Source organism: Janthinobacterium sp. BCJ23 (genome assembly GCF_059617945.1).
Genome location: NZ_JCAQAW010000004.1, coordinates 261,956 through 278,209, shown reverse-complemented (window position 1 = coordinate 278,209; position 16,254 = coordinate 261,956). Strand labels below are relative to the sequence as shown.

Genomic DNA, 16,254 nt, shown 5'->3' with positions numbered 1-16,254 from the left:
CCGTCAGTCGCTGTGCGAAAAGTGCAGCAGATAGCGTTCGCCATCGCGCTCGAACGCGATCTCGTCCCAGTGGATTGCGTACCACATTGGTGGCGTCATCGTCACGGCGTGCGGGGAAAATCCACCGAGCGCGTCATCGACCGACTCCAGGAAAGCGGCCACCAGCTGCGCGCGGAAGCGCCCCGGTGGCGCCGCCTGCATGTGCCGCGACGAGAAAAACCAGCGCTGGCACACTTGTTCCAATTCCGCGTGCCCGCACGGCGCGACCTTGATGTGCCACAGGGCGGCCGGCAAATCGCGCGCGGGGGCGATGACGTGCAAGGCGTAATCTTCCACGCGCAAGCCCAGCGCCGTGGAGAGATCGGGCGCATCGGGCAGGCGCTGCAACTCGTAGCTGGCGCACAGGTCACGGGCTTCGCCATTGAGCAGGGCCAGCGCTTCGAGGAAGCCTTGACAACGCAGGACGCTCATTGCGAACGCAGCCAGCTGCGGTAGTTGGTATAGCGCTGGTGCAGGTACTTGAGTTTCAACAGGTCGTCGTACAGGGGACCGTATAGTTTTCTCCCCTTCGTGCGTTCGGCGATCAGCTTTTCGATGCGGTTCAAACGCGCCAGGGTTTCGCGTTCGCTGACGCCGTCGAGGCCCAGGTCGAATTCGGCCGACAGCACGCCGACAGGATCGTCGCGGTCCAGGTCCAGGCGGTTGAATTCATCGTTCGACAGATCGAACAGGCGGCGCAGCCAGCCCAGCCTGTCGCTGCGGTAGGCGGCGTTTTCCGGCAGCGCGAAGAATGGCGCGTCCGGGTCCGGCTGCAGCTTGTTATGCAGGACGAATGGCAGCACCTGGCGCAAGTCTTCCAGCTCCACCTCGCCATTGCCGCGGAAATAAGCCATGGCCTTGGCGTAGATCATGAGCGCCATCAGGGTGCGCACGGAGATGCCGTTCAGGGTCTGGCAACCGAGATCCTTCAGGCGGTCGCGCCCATTGTCGGCCGCCTGCGCCTGGCCCCGGTCGGCGCCGGCCAGGCGGGCCGTGTCCTTGGTCATGTATTCGAACTGGCCGCCGGCCGTCTCGAACAGCTCGAACTGGCTGGCGAAGAATTCCAGGCGCCGGCGCACGGCGTCGGGGATACCCACCTGGCGGATCGCCTCGCCGATCTGGTCCACTTCGCCTTCCGTGAAGATGATATCGGGCGGCACCAGCTCTTCGGGGCGCACGTTTTCTTCCACGCGCAGCAGCAGTTCATTTAAAAAGCGCGGATTGAAGGCGAGCGCCTGCACCGTCACGTCGACCCGGTCGCGCAGCGCTTCGATCACCTGGTAGGTGCCGCCGCCCTGGTCGTCGTTGGCCGTCAGATACCAGGCCGCTTCCGGGCATTCGTAAATATGGTTCAGCACTTCCGCATAATTGTCGCCCATGACGGTGAGCAGCGCGCTTTGCGTGCGCGTGGGGATGCGGTTGTATTCATCGACGATTTTCACGCGCATGCCCAGCCAGGCGCGCCAGGCGATACGGATATCGTCCATGCTTTGCGCGTTGACCAAATCGGCGGGCAGCGGATTGCCCAGCAAATCGGCCACCGTCATCTGCGGGTGGCCATGCTGCATGGCGCGTTTGACTTCCTTGACGGTGGAGCCGGCCAGCACGCCCATCAGCAAGGCGCTGGCCGTCTTGCCCCGCCCCGGCCCGCCGACGAACAGGCATTTGCGGCGCGTGGCGAACGTCAGCAGCGGCAGCAGAATGAAACTGGAATAGCTTTGCGCCGACGGCAGATTCAGGGTGCGCCGGCTGTCGCCCACGGAATACGTCTGCGACGGGCCGTCGTTGTATTCGATATCGTAATGGGGACTGATGATGGCGTGGTTGACGATCCAGAAGTAGGCCTGGCGCAGCTTTTCATCGAAAGGCCGCGCCTGCGCCTCGCCTTCCGCTCCCAGCGCGATGGGTCCCTGGTACAGGTCGGCCACGTCGAACTGCCGCGCAACGGGCGCGGACTTGGGTTTGGTGGGGGCCTGGGACAGGCGCTGGAACAGATTAAAAGACGGCATGGCAATACTCTTCCGTTAAGGAAATGAAATTATTGCACAAGCCGCCTGCAAGCACCGGTTCGGATGAAAGCAGATTAGCCCGCCATCGGCGTAGCCAGAAACACCGGCTGCCGCTCGGCCAGCGCCGTCAGCGCGGCCACGGCCGGATAGTCGCCGGCCGCCATCACGTCGGGCACCATCTGCTGAGCAAAACTCCAGGCCACCGCAATGGTGATGCCGGCAATACTCAGGCAGTCCGGCGCCTCTTCGCGCAATGACGCTTCCAGCTGCCGCCAGGCCCCATGCAACTGCAGCTGGACGCGGTCCAGCCAGGGCTGGTGCTGTTTTTCCTGCGGACGCAAGCGCCGCTCATAGACGATCTGCACGGCTTTGTCGCAGGCCGCCAAAGCATAGCTGGTCTGGCACAGCGCGCGCAGGCGTGCAGGCTCCGGCTCAGGCCTGATGCGGGGAGCATGCGCGGCCAGCTCCTCCAGATATGCGAGGATCAGGGTCGAGTCCATCAGCACCTGGCCGTCGCCGGTGACCAGGGTCGGCACTTTGACGGCAGGATTGATCGCTTGTACCTGGTCGAAATCGGAAAACACCGACAAGGGCCGGTGTTCATGTTCCAGACCCAGCACTTTCATGCCAATGGCAACGCGCCTGACGTAAGGCGAATCGAGCATTCCGATCAATATCATGGCCCCCTCCTCTCCATCTGATGAATAAACGCGATCACTTGTTCCGCGACGGCCGCTGGCGCATCTTCCATCAGGAAGTGCCCGGCCTCGTCAAACAGGTGCAAGGTGGCGCCGGGAATATCGCGCTGCAGGCGATGGCCATACGCGACCGGCTGCCACTCGTCCTGCTTGCCCCATAAGACCTGTACCGGCAAGGTCAACTGCGGCAGTTTTTCGGTAAAGTCCATCGTATGGCAGGCGTTATAGTGCGCCACCTGGTGCTGGTAGAACGAGGGCTGCCCCACCACGCCGCACAGCGGCTTCAGGTAACACCGCAGAAGCTCGCCCTGCATCCTGTCCTTGTGAAAAACGGCCATGCCCAGCTGGCGCGCCATCGTGGCGCGATGCTCGCTGGCCGGCGTCAAAGCATACCGGGCGAAGTCATCGCGCAGATGCTTCCAGGTAGGCGATGGCCAGGAATCGTAGCTGGGCGCGTCGGCGATGCTCAAGCTGCGCAGGCGCGCCGCATGGTCGAACGCCAAGCGCAGCGCAATGGCGCCGCCGATATCGTGGCCGAACAAGTGGGTGGTCGGCAGTTGCCAGTGGTCGAGCAAGGCCGCCAGCACGGTCACCTGCGCCGCTACCGAGGTATCGGCTTCGACGGGCCGCTCGGATCGTCCGAAGCCCAGCAAGTCATACAGGTGCACGTGGAAACCCGCATCGACGAACAGCGGCACCAGTGCGCGCCAGATAATGCTGTGCGCCGGCGTGCCATGCACCAGCACCAGCGGCGTGCCTGCGCCATGGATGCCGGTGGCGATACGCTGGCCGTGGATCAGGGCGTGGCCATTCAACAGCGGTTCTTGACTCGTCATCAGATGTCCTTTTGTTTGCAGAACCTGCAGGCTAAGGCTAGACTGAACATGACGCCAGCGACATTATTTTTACTTTCAATCCAACTTTTGTCATAACCCATGAATTTGCGTCTATCCGTCGACGCCCTGCGTGTGTTCAGGGCAGTGGTACAAACCGGCAGCATGAGCCAGGCCGCCAGCCTGCTCCATCTGAGCCAGTCGGCCGTCAGCTGGAAAATCAAGCGGCTGGAGCAGCAGCTCGATTGCCAGCTGCTGGCGCGCAGCGGCGGGCTGTTTGGCACGACCGACCAGGGAGCCGTGCTGCTGCGGCATGCGCTCAACATACTCGACGCCCACGATGACGCCGTCGCCCATTTTTCGCCATCGGCGATGCAAGGCCGGCTGCGCATCGGCGTGACGGAGCAGATTTCATTGGCCGACGTGTGCGCGGTGCTGTCGCAGTTCTCGCATCACCACCCCAAGGTCGATGTGCAACTGGTGGTGGAGCAAAGCCAGGTATTGCGCGAACGCTTTGCCGACGGCGTGCTCGATGTGATTTTGCACCAGGATTTTGCCGACAAGGCGGCGCCGGGTGACGCGCTGTTATGGACAGAAACGCTGCATTGGTGCGCTGCCACGGCAGAGCAGACCTTGCCGGGAGAGACCGTCAAGCTGATCACCTACGGGCCGCACTGCTTTTACCGCCGGCTGGCCGAGGAAAAGCTGGGCCAGGCCGGCATGGCCTGGAGCGTGGGCCTGGAATGCCCATCGGTGGCGGGCATGCTGACCGCGATTGCCGCCGGCCTGGGCATGGCGGTGGTCAATGAACGTAACTTGGGCCCGGGTGTGCACCGGCACGCGGCACTGGAACGGCTGGCACCGCTGCCTCGCGTCGACAGCCTGCTGCGGGCCAATGACAACCTGCCCGACCCGGTGCGTGACGGTTTTTGCCAGCTGCTGCTGGCGGCACTGCAGAAAGCTTGATGGATCCCGTCGCTAACGATACGGGCAGTTATGGCTCCAGCTCACTCCCTGGCTGCATGCTCAGCCTTGCTGGATGACGGGCACTGGCGCCTCGGCGCGCCAGCGCCACCAGCCCAGCGCCACGCAGGCCACGAGCAAGGCCAGCAAGCCCGCCACTTCATGGCGGATTTCATACAGCGAGGCCCCCATCTGGTTCAGCGCGACAAAACCCTGGATGCCGGCCGTCGATGGCAGCAGCCAGCGCAGCCATTGCAGCACGACGGGCATGGACGACACGGGCCAGGTCAGGCCCGCCAGGAACAGCACGGGCATCGAGGTGGCGATCATCAGCTGCGTGCCCCGTTCGCGCGTGCGGAACAGCATGCCCAGCAGCATGCCGAAGGCCGCTTCCGCCAGCGAGAACAGCACCAGCAGCAAGAGCATGCCGCCAAAGTTGCCGCCACGGGGGTAATCCTGGAACCAGAAGACAAAGCCGAAGAAATAGCAGCAGTTGAGGAAAGCCACGCAGGCAAACGCCAGCAGCATGCCCATATATCCACCCGCCGTGCGCTTGCCCGCCACGGGGAAACTCTTGCGCTGGTACCAGGTGCCGAACAGCATGGTCATGCCGATCAGCAAGGTCTGCTGCACGATCAAGGTGGCCACGCCCGGCACGACATACGCGCCATAGCCTTCCTTGACGTTAAACAGGGGCACGGCGTCGAAGGCGATGGGCGAGCGCTGCGCATTGGCCTGGATGCCCGATGGCGTGCCCGCACCCAAACGCTTGAGTTCGATACCGGCCGACACGGTGCCCACCACTTCGGCCAGGCCATTCAAGGCCACCTTGTTGAGCATCAGATACAAGCCGTTGCCCGCCACTTGCGCGTGGGCGGCGCGTCCGGCCAGCACGTCCGTCTGCAAGCCGTCGGGAATGATCAGCACACCCATGACTTCATCGCGCCACAATAAATCCTGCGCGACGGGCAGGTCCGGCGTGACGGCGATCACCTCCAGCGACGGATGGGCCATGGCAAAGCGCGTCAGCTGGCGCGACAAGGCGCTGCGGTCCTGGTCGACGACGGCCACGGGCACGCGCTGAACGATTTCCGTCGAGTACGGCAAAGGATAGAAGAAGGAATAGATGATGCCGCCGATGAACAACAAGGTCAGCGCGCCCTTGTCCGTCAGCATGGCGCGCCAGGTGGCGAGAAAGGCCGGCCACATCATGCGCGTCCCCAGGCGGCTGGCGCATTCGCGCGGCGCGCCAGCAGGAACACGCCCACGGCGCCGCAGCCGATGGCGATACCGGCCAGTATCAGCATTTCCTGCACACCATAACGCCATGGCGCGCCGGCCAGCCAGTATTTCGTTTGCAGCTGCAGATAATGCGTAAGCGGCAAGGCTTCCGCCCAGACGCGGGCCGGCACCGGCATGGCCATCAAGGGAAAGGCCTGGCCCGCAAACGCGAAGGCCGGCGCCGTGATGAAGGCCGCGCCCGACAGCGCCAGACGCAGCGACAAGGTCGCGGCGATCAGCAAGGTGGCCAGGCCGCAATAGGCCAGCACCAGCAGAAGCATGCTCAGTAGTAACGCCGGCAAGCTGCCCGCCACGGCCCAGCCTCGCGCCAGGCTGAAGAACAGCAAGTACAGCAGCGCCAGCGCGCAGTAGGCGATGAGGGGAAGCAGCAGCTTGGCGCCGATGGCGCGCAGCCAGCTGCCATGGGCTGAAGCCAGCCATTGCGGCACCGTGCCGTCGCGTAACTCGCGTCCTATGCTCGTGACGATGGCGACGACGATGAAAATCTGCAGCATGGCCGGCATCAGGGCCAGGGTCAGGAACGCTTCATAGCTGATGTTTTCGTTGTATAAACTGTTCAAGGTCGTGCGTATCGGTTCGAACTGGGCGGCCGCCTGCACGCCCGACATGCCTTTTTTCGCGCGCGCCGTCATCTCGATGCCGGCCGACAAGGTCGTGCTGACCGTGCGCACGTCGCGCAGCAAGGCGCCTGCGTGCGAGGAAAACTGCGCGTTGTACAGCCATTGCACGGTGGCTTGCCGGCCGCCCAGCAGCTTCCGCTCGAAATCGTCGGGGATCAGCAAATAGCCAAACGCCGTGCGCTCGCGCAGGCGATGCAAGGCTTCATCGCTGGACGCCACTTTCGCCGCCACCTCGATGCCGGGCGAGGCGTCGAGCCAGCGCGTGAGCTGGCGCGACAAGGTGGAGTTATCATTATCGATGACAACGATGGGCAAGTCGCGCGCGATGCCGGCGGAAAACACCAGCCACAACATGCCGCACAGCACGACCGGAATCCAGCTGAGCATGCCAAAGTCCCAGAAGTCGCCGCGCAAGCGCCGCCACTCGCGTGCCAGCGCCGAGACCGGCTCTTTATCCGCTTCGTTCATCTAGTATCAGAGCGGTGGAAACACGACCGACATGCCCGGGCGCAAGCCCTCGACCTTGATGGCGGGACGCAGCCGGATTTCAAACGTGCGCAAATCCGTGCCGCCCGGACGGGCCGCGCGCCACGTGGCGAAGTCCGGCAGCACGGCCACGGAGCTGACCTTGAAACTCAGTTGCTGTTTCAGCGCCGGCACATTCGCCGTATGCGTGCTGCCCATGGCAAACGCGGCCATTTCATCTTCACGCACTTGCAGCACGGCCCAGGCGTCGTCGAGGTTCACCAGGGTAATCACGGGGAAACCTTGCGGCGCCAGCTCGCCTGGCTGTATCTGGATCTTGCTCACCTGCCCGGCGACCGGCGCGGCGATCTTCGTTTCGGCCAGGGCGACCTGCGCTTCCGTCAACACGGCGCCCACCTGGCGCGCCTGGGCGGCGGCGGCCGTCTTGTCTTCCGGACGGGCGCCCTTTTGCGCCATGTCATATTGCGCGCGGGCAGCCTGCGCCAGCTGGTCGGCGGCGCGCCATTGGGCTTGCGCCTCGTCGCGTTTCTGCTGGGCGATCACGCCTTGTTCGTACATATTGTTGACGCGGGTGTACGTCGTTTTGGCGATGGTCGCCCCCGTCTGCGCCCGCTCCCAGTTGGCTTTCGCGGCCGCGACTTCTTCCGGACGCGCACCGGCTTGCGCCTTTTGCGCCACGGCCTCGGCCGCCTGGCTCGCGGCCGTGGCCTGCGCAATCTTCGCATCCACTTCCGGGCTCGTCAGCTGGAACAGCAGCTCACCTTTCGGCACCGTCTGGCCCAGTTTGACGTACAGCTCGCCCACCCGGCCCGGCACTTTCGACGAGACATTGACTTCCTGCGCATCCATCTGTCCCTGCAAAGGCAGGCGCTGCGGCTGGAATGCCTGGTACAAGCCCCAGCCGACGAAGGCCAGCACGATGACGGCGGCGCCGATGGCCAAGGGTTTTTTGGAAGTACTCATTATTATTTGTCCACAGGTAATTGGATATCGGCCGCGGCGGCCAGGCTGCCCAGGCGCTGCGTCTCGCCCGTCGCTTCCAGCAATTGCGCCAGGCCCATCACATAGTTATAGGCAGTCTGCGCACGCTGAGTCTCGACCTTGGCCAGGTTCAGGCGCGCGTCGACCACTTCCAGCGACGTCACTTGCCCTTGCTGGAAAGCCACCGTTTGCAAGCGGATATTTTCGCGCGCCAGCTCCACCGACGAGGCCGTTGACAAATACTGGATGCGGGCGTTTTCCAGCGCGCGCCAGTTCTTCTCGATCAGGGTGGGAATGTCGCGCTCGGCCTGGCGCGCCACCACTTCCACCCGCTCCTGGTCGAGCTTGGCGGCGGCGATCATCTTGCCCGTATTGATGCGGTGCACGAGCGGCACGGACACGACGAGGCCGATGGCCCAGTTCGAGCGCACGAGCTTTTCGTTACCGCGATTGAGATTGTAGTTACCGATGGCAAACACGGTGGGCGCGTATTCCTTGCCATGCAGCTTCAACGCTTGCTCGGCCTGCACGCGCTTGCTGTCGATCTTTTTCCAGTTCGCGTTTTCCCGCATGCCCGTGCTGATGAACGATTGCAAGGTGCCGACCGGCAAGCTGTTGACGAACAGCGGCGTGCTGGGAAGCACTTGTGTATTGACGGCAAGCAAGCGGTCGAGCGCCACCTGGGCGATTTCCTCGTCGCTGCGTGCCTGTGCCTCGTCGCTGCGGGCACTGTCCAGGGCCACGTCGGCGCGCAGGCGTTCCGCGCGCGAAATCAGGCCGCCCTTTTCCAGCTTCGCCGCGTCGCGCTGGTGCTGCGTCACGCCGGCCGTCACTTCGGCCCGCACGGCCACCACTCTTTTGGCCAGCAGCAACTGGAAATAGCGCTGCGCCACCAGGGTGGCCAGCTGCTCTTCCGCTTCCGTGCGCTCGGCCTGCGCGGCCAGGGTCAGGCTCGATGCGAGGCCCTTGACGGCGTCCAGGCGCCCGCCCGTGTAGATGGGCCACATGCCCAGCAAGCCGAACGACGTCAAATCCGTCACCACTTCGCGGTTCAGGGAATTGGGAATGTGCGGCCTGGGCAAGCCGGGAATCGGCGGCAGCACGGATTCGATGCCGCCCACCACGCCGGCCAGGCCGCTCGTATCGATATTCAAGTCCGTCGACAAACGGCCGCGAAACGCCGTCAAGTCCACGGATGGACCATCGATATTCGATAGCGCCTCGGCTTTGAGTGTTTTTGCGCGCACGTCGAGCGCGGCGCCCTGCACGGCGCCCGAAGCCTTGGCCGCTTGCTGCAGCGCTTCGTTAAAGGTCAGCGGTTCCGCCTGGGCGGGCATGGCCGCGCCCAGCGCGCCGGCCAGCAATAATGATAAGTGTCCTTGCAATCTGCCCATGTAGCGTCCAGTCAATGAATGAGGGGAAAGCACGGGGTTGCCATGTTTATACTTTCACAATAGCAATTATATCTACGGATGTCCATTCCAGCCTGCACTATTGGTTACCGGGACTGGCACATGAAAACGGGCGCCTCTTGCGGGGCGCCCGTTGCGGTCAAGCCTTTACCAAACTAATTATTTCTTCGCCTTCTTGCTACCCTTTTCTTTTTCCTTTTCAAACACGGCAAAGAACTCGGACGCCATGTTGCGGATGGCGCGGCCGATGTTGGCGTAGTCGTATTCGTTCAGGTTGGCCAGCGATACGCGGCCGGACGGGTGCGTGGTGCCGAAGCCGCGGCCCGGCAGCAGGATGACGCCCGTTTCCTCGGCCAGGCGGAACAGCGCTTCATTCGGTTTGAGTTTTTTCAGCAGCCACTGCGAAAACTCCACGCCATGCATTTGCGCGGCCAGCGATTCCATGTCCAGCAAGTGGTAATAGCGCACGGAATTGGCGTCGTGCACCATCGGCAAGCCCAGCTCGCGGTACAGCGCTTCCTTGCGGCGCAACACGATGCGCTTCATCGACTGCTTGTACTTTTGCTCTTCATCCATCAGCGAGAACAGGGAGAACAAGGTCATCTGCGCCTGCACGGGCGTGGACAGGCCGGCCGTGTGGTTCAGCGCCACCGTGCGGCTGTCGGCCACCAGGCGGTCGATGAATTTCAGCGCGCGCGGCTCCGTCGTGATCGAGTGGTAGCGCGCATCGAGCTGCTTCTTGATGGTTTCCGGCAACTTGGCAATCTTGGCGTCGAGCACATTGTCTTCATGCGTGGCCACTACGCCCATGCGCCAGCCCGTCGCGCCGAAGTATTTCGAGAACGAGTACACGAGGATGGTGTTGAACGGGCAAATGGCGAACAGCGACACGAAATTGTCGGCAAAAGTGCCATACACGTCATCGGTCAAAATGATCAGGTCCGGGCGCTTCTTGATGATCTTGGCGATGTATTCCAGGGTGTCGTCATCGATCTTGACGGATGGCGGATTGCTGGGGTTGACGAGGAAGAAAGCCTTGACTTTCGGGTCCAGCAGCTTGTCCAGTTCCTTCTTCGTGAATTGCCAGTTGTTCGATTGCGGCGCATCGATGTGCACGGTGTTCAGCTTGTAATCGTTCAGCTGGGGAATTTCGATGTACGGCGTAAAGATCGGCATGCCCAGGGCGATCGTGTCGCCTTCCTGGATGATGTGGTTCGATTTCAGGCTGGCAAACAGATACGTCATGGCGGCCGTGCCGCCTTCGACGGCGTACATGTCGAAGTTGCCGACGAAAGGATGGTCGCCCACCATTTCGCGGTGGATATACTGGCCGACGATTTTCTCGGACAGGCGCAGCATGCGGTCCGGCACGGGATAGTTGCAGCCGAGGATGGCTTCGCACATCTCGTAGAGGAAGTCGCCCGCGCTCAAGCCCAGCTGGTCGCGCACGTACGACACGGCCGCTTCGATGAAATGCACGCCCGGGTTGCCTTCATGCTTGCGCACGAAGATTTCAAAGCGCGCCTCGATGCCGTCGCGCGTGGGGAAACCGCCCACGTCGTCCATGTACACATAGGAACGTTCCGCTTCCGTCATGGCGAACTGGCCGAACTGGAAGAAACCGTGGCGTGGCGTGGTGGCCAGGAAATTCGGGTTGCCGCGGCCCGCATTGAGCATCAAACGGTTGCTTTGCTTGGCCGTCTGGATCAGCGCATCCTTCAATTCGAATGGGCTCAACAGGGCGAGTTTGCTTGGGTTACTGAAATCCATGTGTGCTACTCCTTATTGACAGACAATGTGCAGGGTTCTTGCAGACTCAGACGAAGGCCACGATGAGCGGCCCCAGCAAAGTCAGGAAAACGTTGGCCAAGGCATACGTGATGGCAAACGGTACGGTGGGAATCGAGTTTTGCGCCGCGTTCAGCACTTCGCCGAACGCGGGATTGGCGCTGCGCGAGCCGGACAAGGCGCCCGCAAACACGGCCACGTTGTCATAGCGCAAGATGTAGCGGCCGATCAGCATGGTCAAGATCATCGGCAGGATGGTCACCACCACGCCGACGCCGAATAGTGTCAGGCCGTGTTCGCGCACGGTTTGCACGGCTTGCAGGCCGGACGTGAGGCCGACGACGGCAACGAAGCCGGCCAGGCCCAAGTCTTTCAAGATTTGCACGGCGCCGCTGGGCATGTAGCCGAACGTCTGGCGCTTGGCGCGGAACCAGCCGAACACCAGGCCCGACAGCAGAACTCCGCCGCCGCTGCCCAGGGTCAGCGGAATCGAGCCGATGCGCGCCACCAGCAAGCCCACGAGCAGGCCGACGACGAGGCCGGCGCCCATGTAGACGAAGTCCGTCTTGGCGCTCGGCACGATCATATAGCCCACTTCGGCCGCCACGCGCTTGACGTCCTGCTCGGCGCCATAGATGGTCACCACATCGCCCGTCTGCACGACGGTTTCCGCCTGCATCGGCAAGATCTTGCCCATGCGGCTCAGCTGCACGACAAAGATGCCGTGACGCACACCCGGCGCCGTCGCGCTGCGGATTTCGCCCACCGTCTTGTTGTGGTAAGCCTTGTTGGTCAGCACCATGTCGCGGCGCTGCATCACCAGTTCCATGCCTTCGACGGCAAGCAATTCCTTGCCCAGCTGGGAAGACACGCTGAGCATGGCTTCGCGCCGACCCACCAGCAGCACGATATCGTCGGCCGCCAGCACCAGGTCCGGGCTGACATCGATGATCTGGCCATTGCGTTTCACGCGCTCAATGGTAATCGCCGTGTTCGGATGGGCGCTTTCGATCTCCTCCACGGAGCGCCCGGCACCGGGGCCCACGTCGTAGATGCGGCCGATTAGGTCGGGCGCGGCCGGCGTCTGGCCCGGCCCCAGCACTTGCACGCCCGCCTGCAGCGCCGTTTCCGCCTTGATCGCATCTTCGCGGATGGTACGGCCCATGAGCTTTGGCAAGATGTTGACGCAAACGATGATGGCGCCAAACGAACCGAACACATAGGTGACGGCATAGCCGACGGCCACATTGCCCTGCAAGCGCGCCACCTCGTCGGCCGCCAGGCCCAGCTTGGTGATCGCGTCGCCTGCCGTGCCGATGATGGCCGACTGCGTCAAGCCGCCCGCGGCCACGCCGGCCGCCAGGCCCTTGTCCAGGTCGAACATCTTGGCCAGGATGACCACCGTCAGCAGCGCCGTCACGGCCAGCACGACGGCCAGGATGATTTCGCGCACGGACTGGCGCCCCAGGGAATTGAAGAACTGCGGGCCGCTTTCATAGCCGACCGCGTAAATGAACAGCGCGAACAGCACCGACTTGACGCCAGGATCGATGGCGACGCCTACCTGGCTGACGAGTACCGCCACCAGCAATGAACCGGCCACCCCGCCCAGCTGGAACGAGCCGAACTTGATCTTGCCGATGTAGTAACCCACTGCCAGGGAGAGAAACAAGGCAATTTCAGGCGACTTCTTGAATAACTCATGCAACCATTCCATGCGGACCGCCTTTCATGTTGAAGGAATTCTTTACTGCTTATGCTCTTGCAAGCTGTTCATGCGTGCACCGACCCGGCCAGGGCCACGATCAGCGGCCCCAACAGGGGCAGCACCACGTTCGAAATCGCATAGGTAATCGTGTAGCCCAGCAAGGGCGTGGAATTGCCGGCCGCGTTCTGCACGGCGGACAGGGCCGGCGTGCTGCACTGCTGGCCGGCGATGGCGCCCAGCAGCACGGGTGCTTCCAGCTTGAGGAAAAAGTGACCGACCAGCAGCGACAGCGAAGCGGGGATGACGGCGATCAGCACGCCCATCAGCGGCAGCGACAGGCCGTACTGGCGGATCAGGTCGATCGCCTGCGGACCCGACGCCAGGCCCACGCAGGCGATGAAGGTGGCCAGGCCGATATCCTTCATCATGTCGAGCGCGCTCGGGTGGATGCCCGGCATGCCCGGTTTGCGCGCCTGGTACCAGCCGAACACGAGGCCTGTGAGCAAGGCGCCGCCGCCCGTGCCCAGCGAAAACGGAATGCCGCCCAGCTTGGCACTGAAGCCGCCGATATACACGCCCAGGACGATGCCGATGCTGGCATAGACGATATTGCTGCGGTCGCCCGTCGGCACGCGCTTGCCGATGGCGGCCAGCGCCGTGTTCAGTTCGCGCCCTTCCGTCGTGCCGTACAGGCGCAGCACGTCGTCGCGCTGCAATGCCAGGTCGGGCAGCGGCGGCATGCTGTGCTCGCCACGGACGACGGCCGCCACGTGCACGCCCGAAGGCAAGGCCAGCTGGCGCAAGGGCTGGCCGACGAGCGCGGCTTGCTGCAGCACCACTTCGACGGCGGAAACCGCCATGTTCAAGCCCGTCGTGTCGGCAAATTCCTCGCCCAGGATGGCTTCGGCCGCCACCAGCGCGGGACGGTGGCCGATCACCAGCACTTCGTCGTTATTGCGCAGGCGCAGCGCGGGTTCCAAGGGCAATACCTTGCCATGCCGGCGCACGCGCGCGATGCTGGCGCGGCCCGCGAAAATATGCTGCAAGGCGTCGAGACGGCGGCCCGCGCCGCGGCTGATGCGGTAGGCGCGGCCCACCATTTCCGGCGTCGCCTGCACGCCGTCGCCATCGGTCTGCGCGCCGCCCATCTTTTCCCACAATTTATCGGCTTCCTCGCGCAGATTGACGCGCAGCAGCAGCGGAAAAATCTGGCTGGTGACGATGACGATGGCGATCAGGCCGAAGATATACGTGATGGAATACGCGGTAACCACGTTGGCCTGCAGCTCGGCGATGCGGGCGGCCGGCAGCGCCAGTTTCGAGATGGCGTCCGTGGCCGTGCCGACGACGGCCGATTCCGTCGCCGCGCCCGCCATCATGCCGGCCGCCGTTCCCTGGTCCAGGCCCAGGAAACGCGTGGCCAGCAGCACCAGCGCCAGCACCACCACCACTTCGATCAGGCACAACAAGCCCAGGCGCAAACCCTTGGCATTGAGGTTGGCAAAGAACTGGGGACCGCCCGCATAGCCGAGGGCAAAGATGAACAGCATGAAGAAGACGTTCTTGACGCTGGCGTCCAGCGTGATGCCCAGCTGGCCGATCAGCAGCGCGGCGATCAGGGTGCCGCACACGCCGCCCAGCTGGATGGGACCGAAGCGTATCTGCCCTACCCCGTAACCGAGCGCCAGCGCCAGGAACAGGGCCAGTTCCGGCACCTGGTGCAATACCGACGTGATCGACTCGAGCATGGGCAAACCTTCGAAAAGATAACGGATGGTTACAAGGGAACAGAGCGTTCGGCGGCTGGCGGCAGCTGGCTGTTGAACGGGCGCACGGGTCCCGCACGACACCTGCGTATCACCGCTTGTGCTGGGAAAGGTTTGCAAAAGTGTTGCAACGTGGAATTATGTTCGGCGAAAATTTTATAAGTGTCAACAGGTGTTCTGTTGAACTCGCTTTGCGTTTCATCAAACATCATGCGCACGATTGAAGCGCATGTTTGACACTGATCAATAAAACTATTAGTAATTTTTTGGACGATACCAAAGTGCCTTGCGCGCCAGCGGCGTCTCTTCGGGCAGGTCGGGATTGGCCAGCTCCAGCACGTGGCGCCGGGACAATTTCAAACCATCGGCGAAGCGGCCGAAATGGCGCTGGAACAACTGCGCGAAACTGCCATCGGCCAACATTTTCTCCAGCCCGATTTCAATATGGCGCGCCAGTTCCGGCCGGTGCTTGCCGACAAAAAAGTACAGCGCGGCCGGGTAGCGAATGACCAGGTGAGTATCGAGCGCCAGCGGCAATCGCGCATGGCTGGCCAGCTCGCTTTGCGCCTCGATCACGGAACGGGGAAAGTAGTCGATGCGCCCCGCCGCCAGTTGCTGGAACAGGCCTTCATAGGTGCTCGAGGTATCGAGGCGCAAGCCATTTGCCTGCAGGATGACGGAGTCGGGCCAGTCGCGCATCTGGCCGGCTGACAGCCGCGCCAGCGCGGCGATGCTGCGCACATCGCGCAGCAACTGCGGCTGGCGCGCGTGGATCAGGGCCACTCGCCAGCCGATCAGGCCGCGGTCGATGGGGATGCGCACCGGCAGCAATTGCGTCTCGCGCGCGCGGCTCGTCATCGTCCAGACGACGTCGACGCTGCCCGACGCCGTGGCGATTTCCTGCATGGCGCGCGTCTGCACCATGCGCAGTTCGGAGCGGCGCAAGACATAGGCCTGGCCCGAGCGGGCCAGCGCCTGTTGCAGCAAGGCCGTCACATAGCCTTGCTGCGGATCATCGATCGCCTGGTGGCGCGGATACACGAGCGGCAGCGGCGACGACTTGCCGGCGGCGGCAGCGCCCAACGGCCACAGGGCGGCAAGCTTGAGCAGGGGGCGGCGCTGCATGGGCCCTCCTTTCCAGCGCTTTCATCAGCGTACTTATCAGAATGACAGTATCACGCAGCAGAGCACGCTTGTCGACTGGAATACGGCGACCGTGTATAAAACAACAGCACTTTCAGGCTGGCCAGCAGCGGTTGGAATTAATCCAGATCAATAAAACCGCAAATAGAAAATAAATCTTGCGTGCGGCTCTGGACGGCATGCTTGCCCCTCGCCTACGCTGTTTTTTTATCTGAAAAACAAGAGGAACCCATGCAGACAGCGCGCTTGAATATTATTGGAATGGATCATGAAGGCTGCGCCGACAGGCTGACGGGCGCGCTCGAAGCCGTCACGGGCGTGGCCACCGTCTGCGTCTCGCTGGCGCGCCACGGCGCCACGGTGCAATTCGACGAACGCCTGGCCACGCAGGAACGCCTGCTGGCCGCCGTCAACGACGCCGGCTTCATGGGCGAAGCAACGGATGAAGTACAGCTGGCCTCGTGCAGCGGCGCCTGCGGCCACTGCCGCCATTGAGTGCCGCCACT

Annotated in this window: 14 protein-coding genes; 2 read left to right on the top strand and 12 right to left on the bottom strand. The window is 63.1% G+C overall.

Annotation, left to right across the window (positions count from 1 at the left end; genetic code table 11):
* Positions 1-3 precede the first annotated feature (3 nt).
* From AC54AG_RS15460 to AC54AG_RS15445, 4 genes are all read right to left on the bottom strand, one after another.
* Positions 4-471, bottom strand: coding sequence for a hypothetical protein (locus tag AC54AG_RS15460; RefSeq protein ID WP_496630849.1), 468 nt, complete (start codon positions 469-471; stop codon positions 4-6).
* Positions 468-2,048 carry an AAA family ATPase gene (locus tag AC54AG_RS15455; RefSeq protein WP_046683631.1) on the bottom strand — a complete coding sequence of 527 codons (1,581 nt, stop codon included), beginning with the start codon at positions 2,046-2,048 and terminating at the stop codon, positions 468-470. The genes AC54AG_RS15460 and AC54AG_RS15455 overlap by 4 nt, the downstream gene beginning before the upstream one ends.
* Before the next feature lie 74 nt (positions 2,049-2,122).
* Positions 2,123-2,728: a glutathione S-transferase gene (locus AC54AG_RS15450; protein ID WP_046683630.1), complete on the bottom strand. Its 606-nt coding sequence runs from the start codon at positions 2,726-2,728 to the stop codon at positions 2,123-2,125.
* Positions 2,725-3,582 carry an alpha/beta fold hydrolase gene (locus tag AC54AG_RS15445; protein ID WP_496630848.1) on the bottom strand — a complete coding sequence of 286 codons (858 nt, stop codon included), beginning with the start codon at positions 3,580-3,582 and terminating at the stop codon, positions 2,725-2,727. The genes AC54AG_RS15450 and AC54AG_RS15445 overlap by 4 nt, the downstream gene beginning before the upstream one ends.
* Positions 3,583-3,681: 99 nt before the next feature.
* Between AC54AG_RS15445 and AC54AG_RS15440 the strand changes: the two genes are divergently transcribed.
* Positions 3,682-4,545 carry a LysR family transcriptional regulator gene (locus tag AC54AG_RS15440; RefSeq protein ID WP_496630846.1) on the top strand — a complete coding sequence of 288 codons (864 nt, stop codon included), beginning with the start codon at positions 3,682-3,684 and terminating at the stop codon, positions 4,543-4,545.
* A 60-nt stretch (positions 4,546-4,605) separates the two neighbouring features.
* Here the strand turns inward: AC54AG_RS15440 and AC54AG_RS15435 are convergent, their stop codons facing one another.
* The 8 genes from AC54AG_RS15435 to AC54AG_RS15400 form a co-directional block, all read right to left on the bottom strand.
* Positions 4,606-5,754, bottom strand: a complete 1,149-nt coding sequence (locus AC54AG_RS15435; protein WP_331777726.1) for an ABC transporter permease — start codon at positions 5,752-5,754, stop codon at positions 4,606-4,608.
* Positions 5,751-6,932, bottom strand: coding sequence for an ABC transporter permease (locus AC54AG_RS15430; RefSeq protein ID WP_496630844.1), 1,182 nt, complete (start codon positions 6,930-6,932; stop codon positions 5,751-5,753). Before AC54AG_RS15430 ends, AC54AG_RS15435 begins: the two co-directional genes overlap by 4 nt.
* Before the next feature lie 6 nt (positions 6,933-6,938).
* The gene (locus tag AC54AG_RS15425) at positions 6,939-7,913 is read right to left on the bottom strand and encodes an HlyD family secretion protein (protein WP_496630843.1); all 975 of its coding nucleotides are present in this window, start codon (positions 7,911-7,913) and stop codon (positions 6,939-6,941) included.
* Positions 7,914-7,915: 2 nt separating this feature from the next.
* Positions 7,916-9,325: a TolC family protein gene (locus tag AC54AG_RS15420; protein ID WP_496630842.1), complete on the bottom strand. Its 1,410-nt coding sequence runs from the start codon at positions 9,323-9,325 to the stop codon at positions 7,916-7,918.
* A 177-nt stretch (positions 9,326-9,502) separates the two neighbouring features.
* Positions 9,503-11,113 carry a bifunctional aspartate transaminase/aspartate 4-decarboxylase gene (locus AC54AG_RS15415; RefSeq protein ID WP_034757019.1) on the bottom strand — a complete coding sequence of 537 codons (1,611 nt, stop codon included), beginning with the start codon at positions 11,111-11,113 and terminating at the stop codon, positions 9,503-9,505.
* 46 nt (positions 11,114-11,159) lie between these two features.
* The gene (aspT, locus tag AC54AG_RS15410) at positions 11,160-12,848 is read right to left on the bottom strand and encodes an aspartate-alanine antiporter (RefSeq protein WP_034757016.1); all 1,689 of its coding nucleotides are present in this window, start codon (positions 12,846-12,848) and stop codon (positions 11,160-11,162) included.
* A 56-nt stretch (positions 12,849-12,904) separates the two neighbouring features.
* Positions 12,905-14,587, bottom strand: coding sequence for an aspartate-alanine antiporter (gene aspT / locus AC54AG_RS15405; RefSeq protein ID WP_496630840.1), 1,683 nt, complete (start codon positions 14,585-14,587; stop codon positions 12,905-12,907).
* Between the two features lie 273 nt (positions 14,588-14,860).
* Complete coding sequence (locus tag AC54AG_RS15400; RefSeq protein WP_319992672.1) at positions 14,861-15,730, bottom strand: substrate-binding periplasmic protein; 870 nt, start codon at positions 15,728-15,730, stop codon at positions 14,861-14,863.
* Between the two features lie 249 nt (positions 15,731-15,979).
* Between AC54AG_RS15400 and AC54AG_RS15395 the strand changes: the two genes are divergently transcribed.
* Positions 15,980-16,243, top strand: coding sequence for a heavy-metal-associated domain-containing protein (locus AC54AG_RS15395; protein ID WP_070304264.1), 264 nt, complete (start codon positions 15,980-15,982; stop codon positions 16,241-16,243).
* The last annotated feature ends 11 nt before the right edge of the window (positions 16,244-16,254 follow it).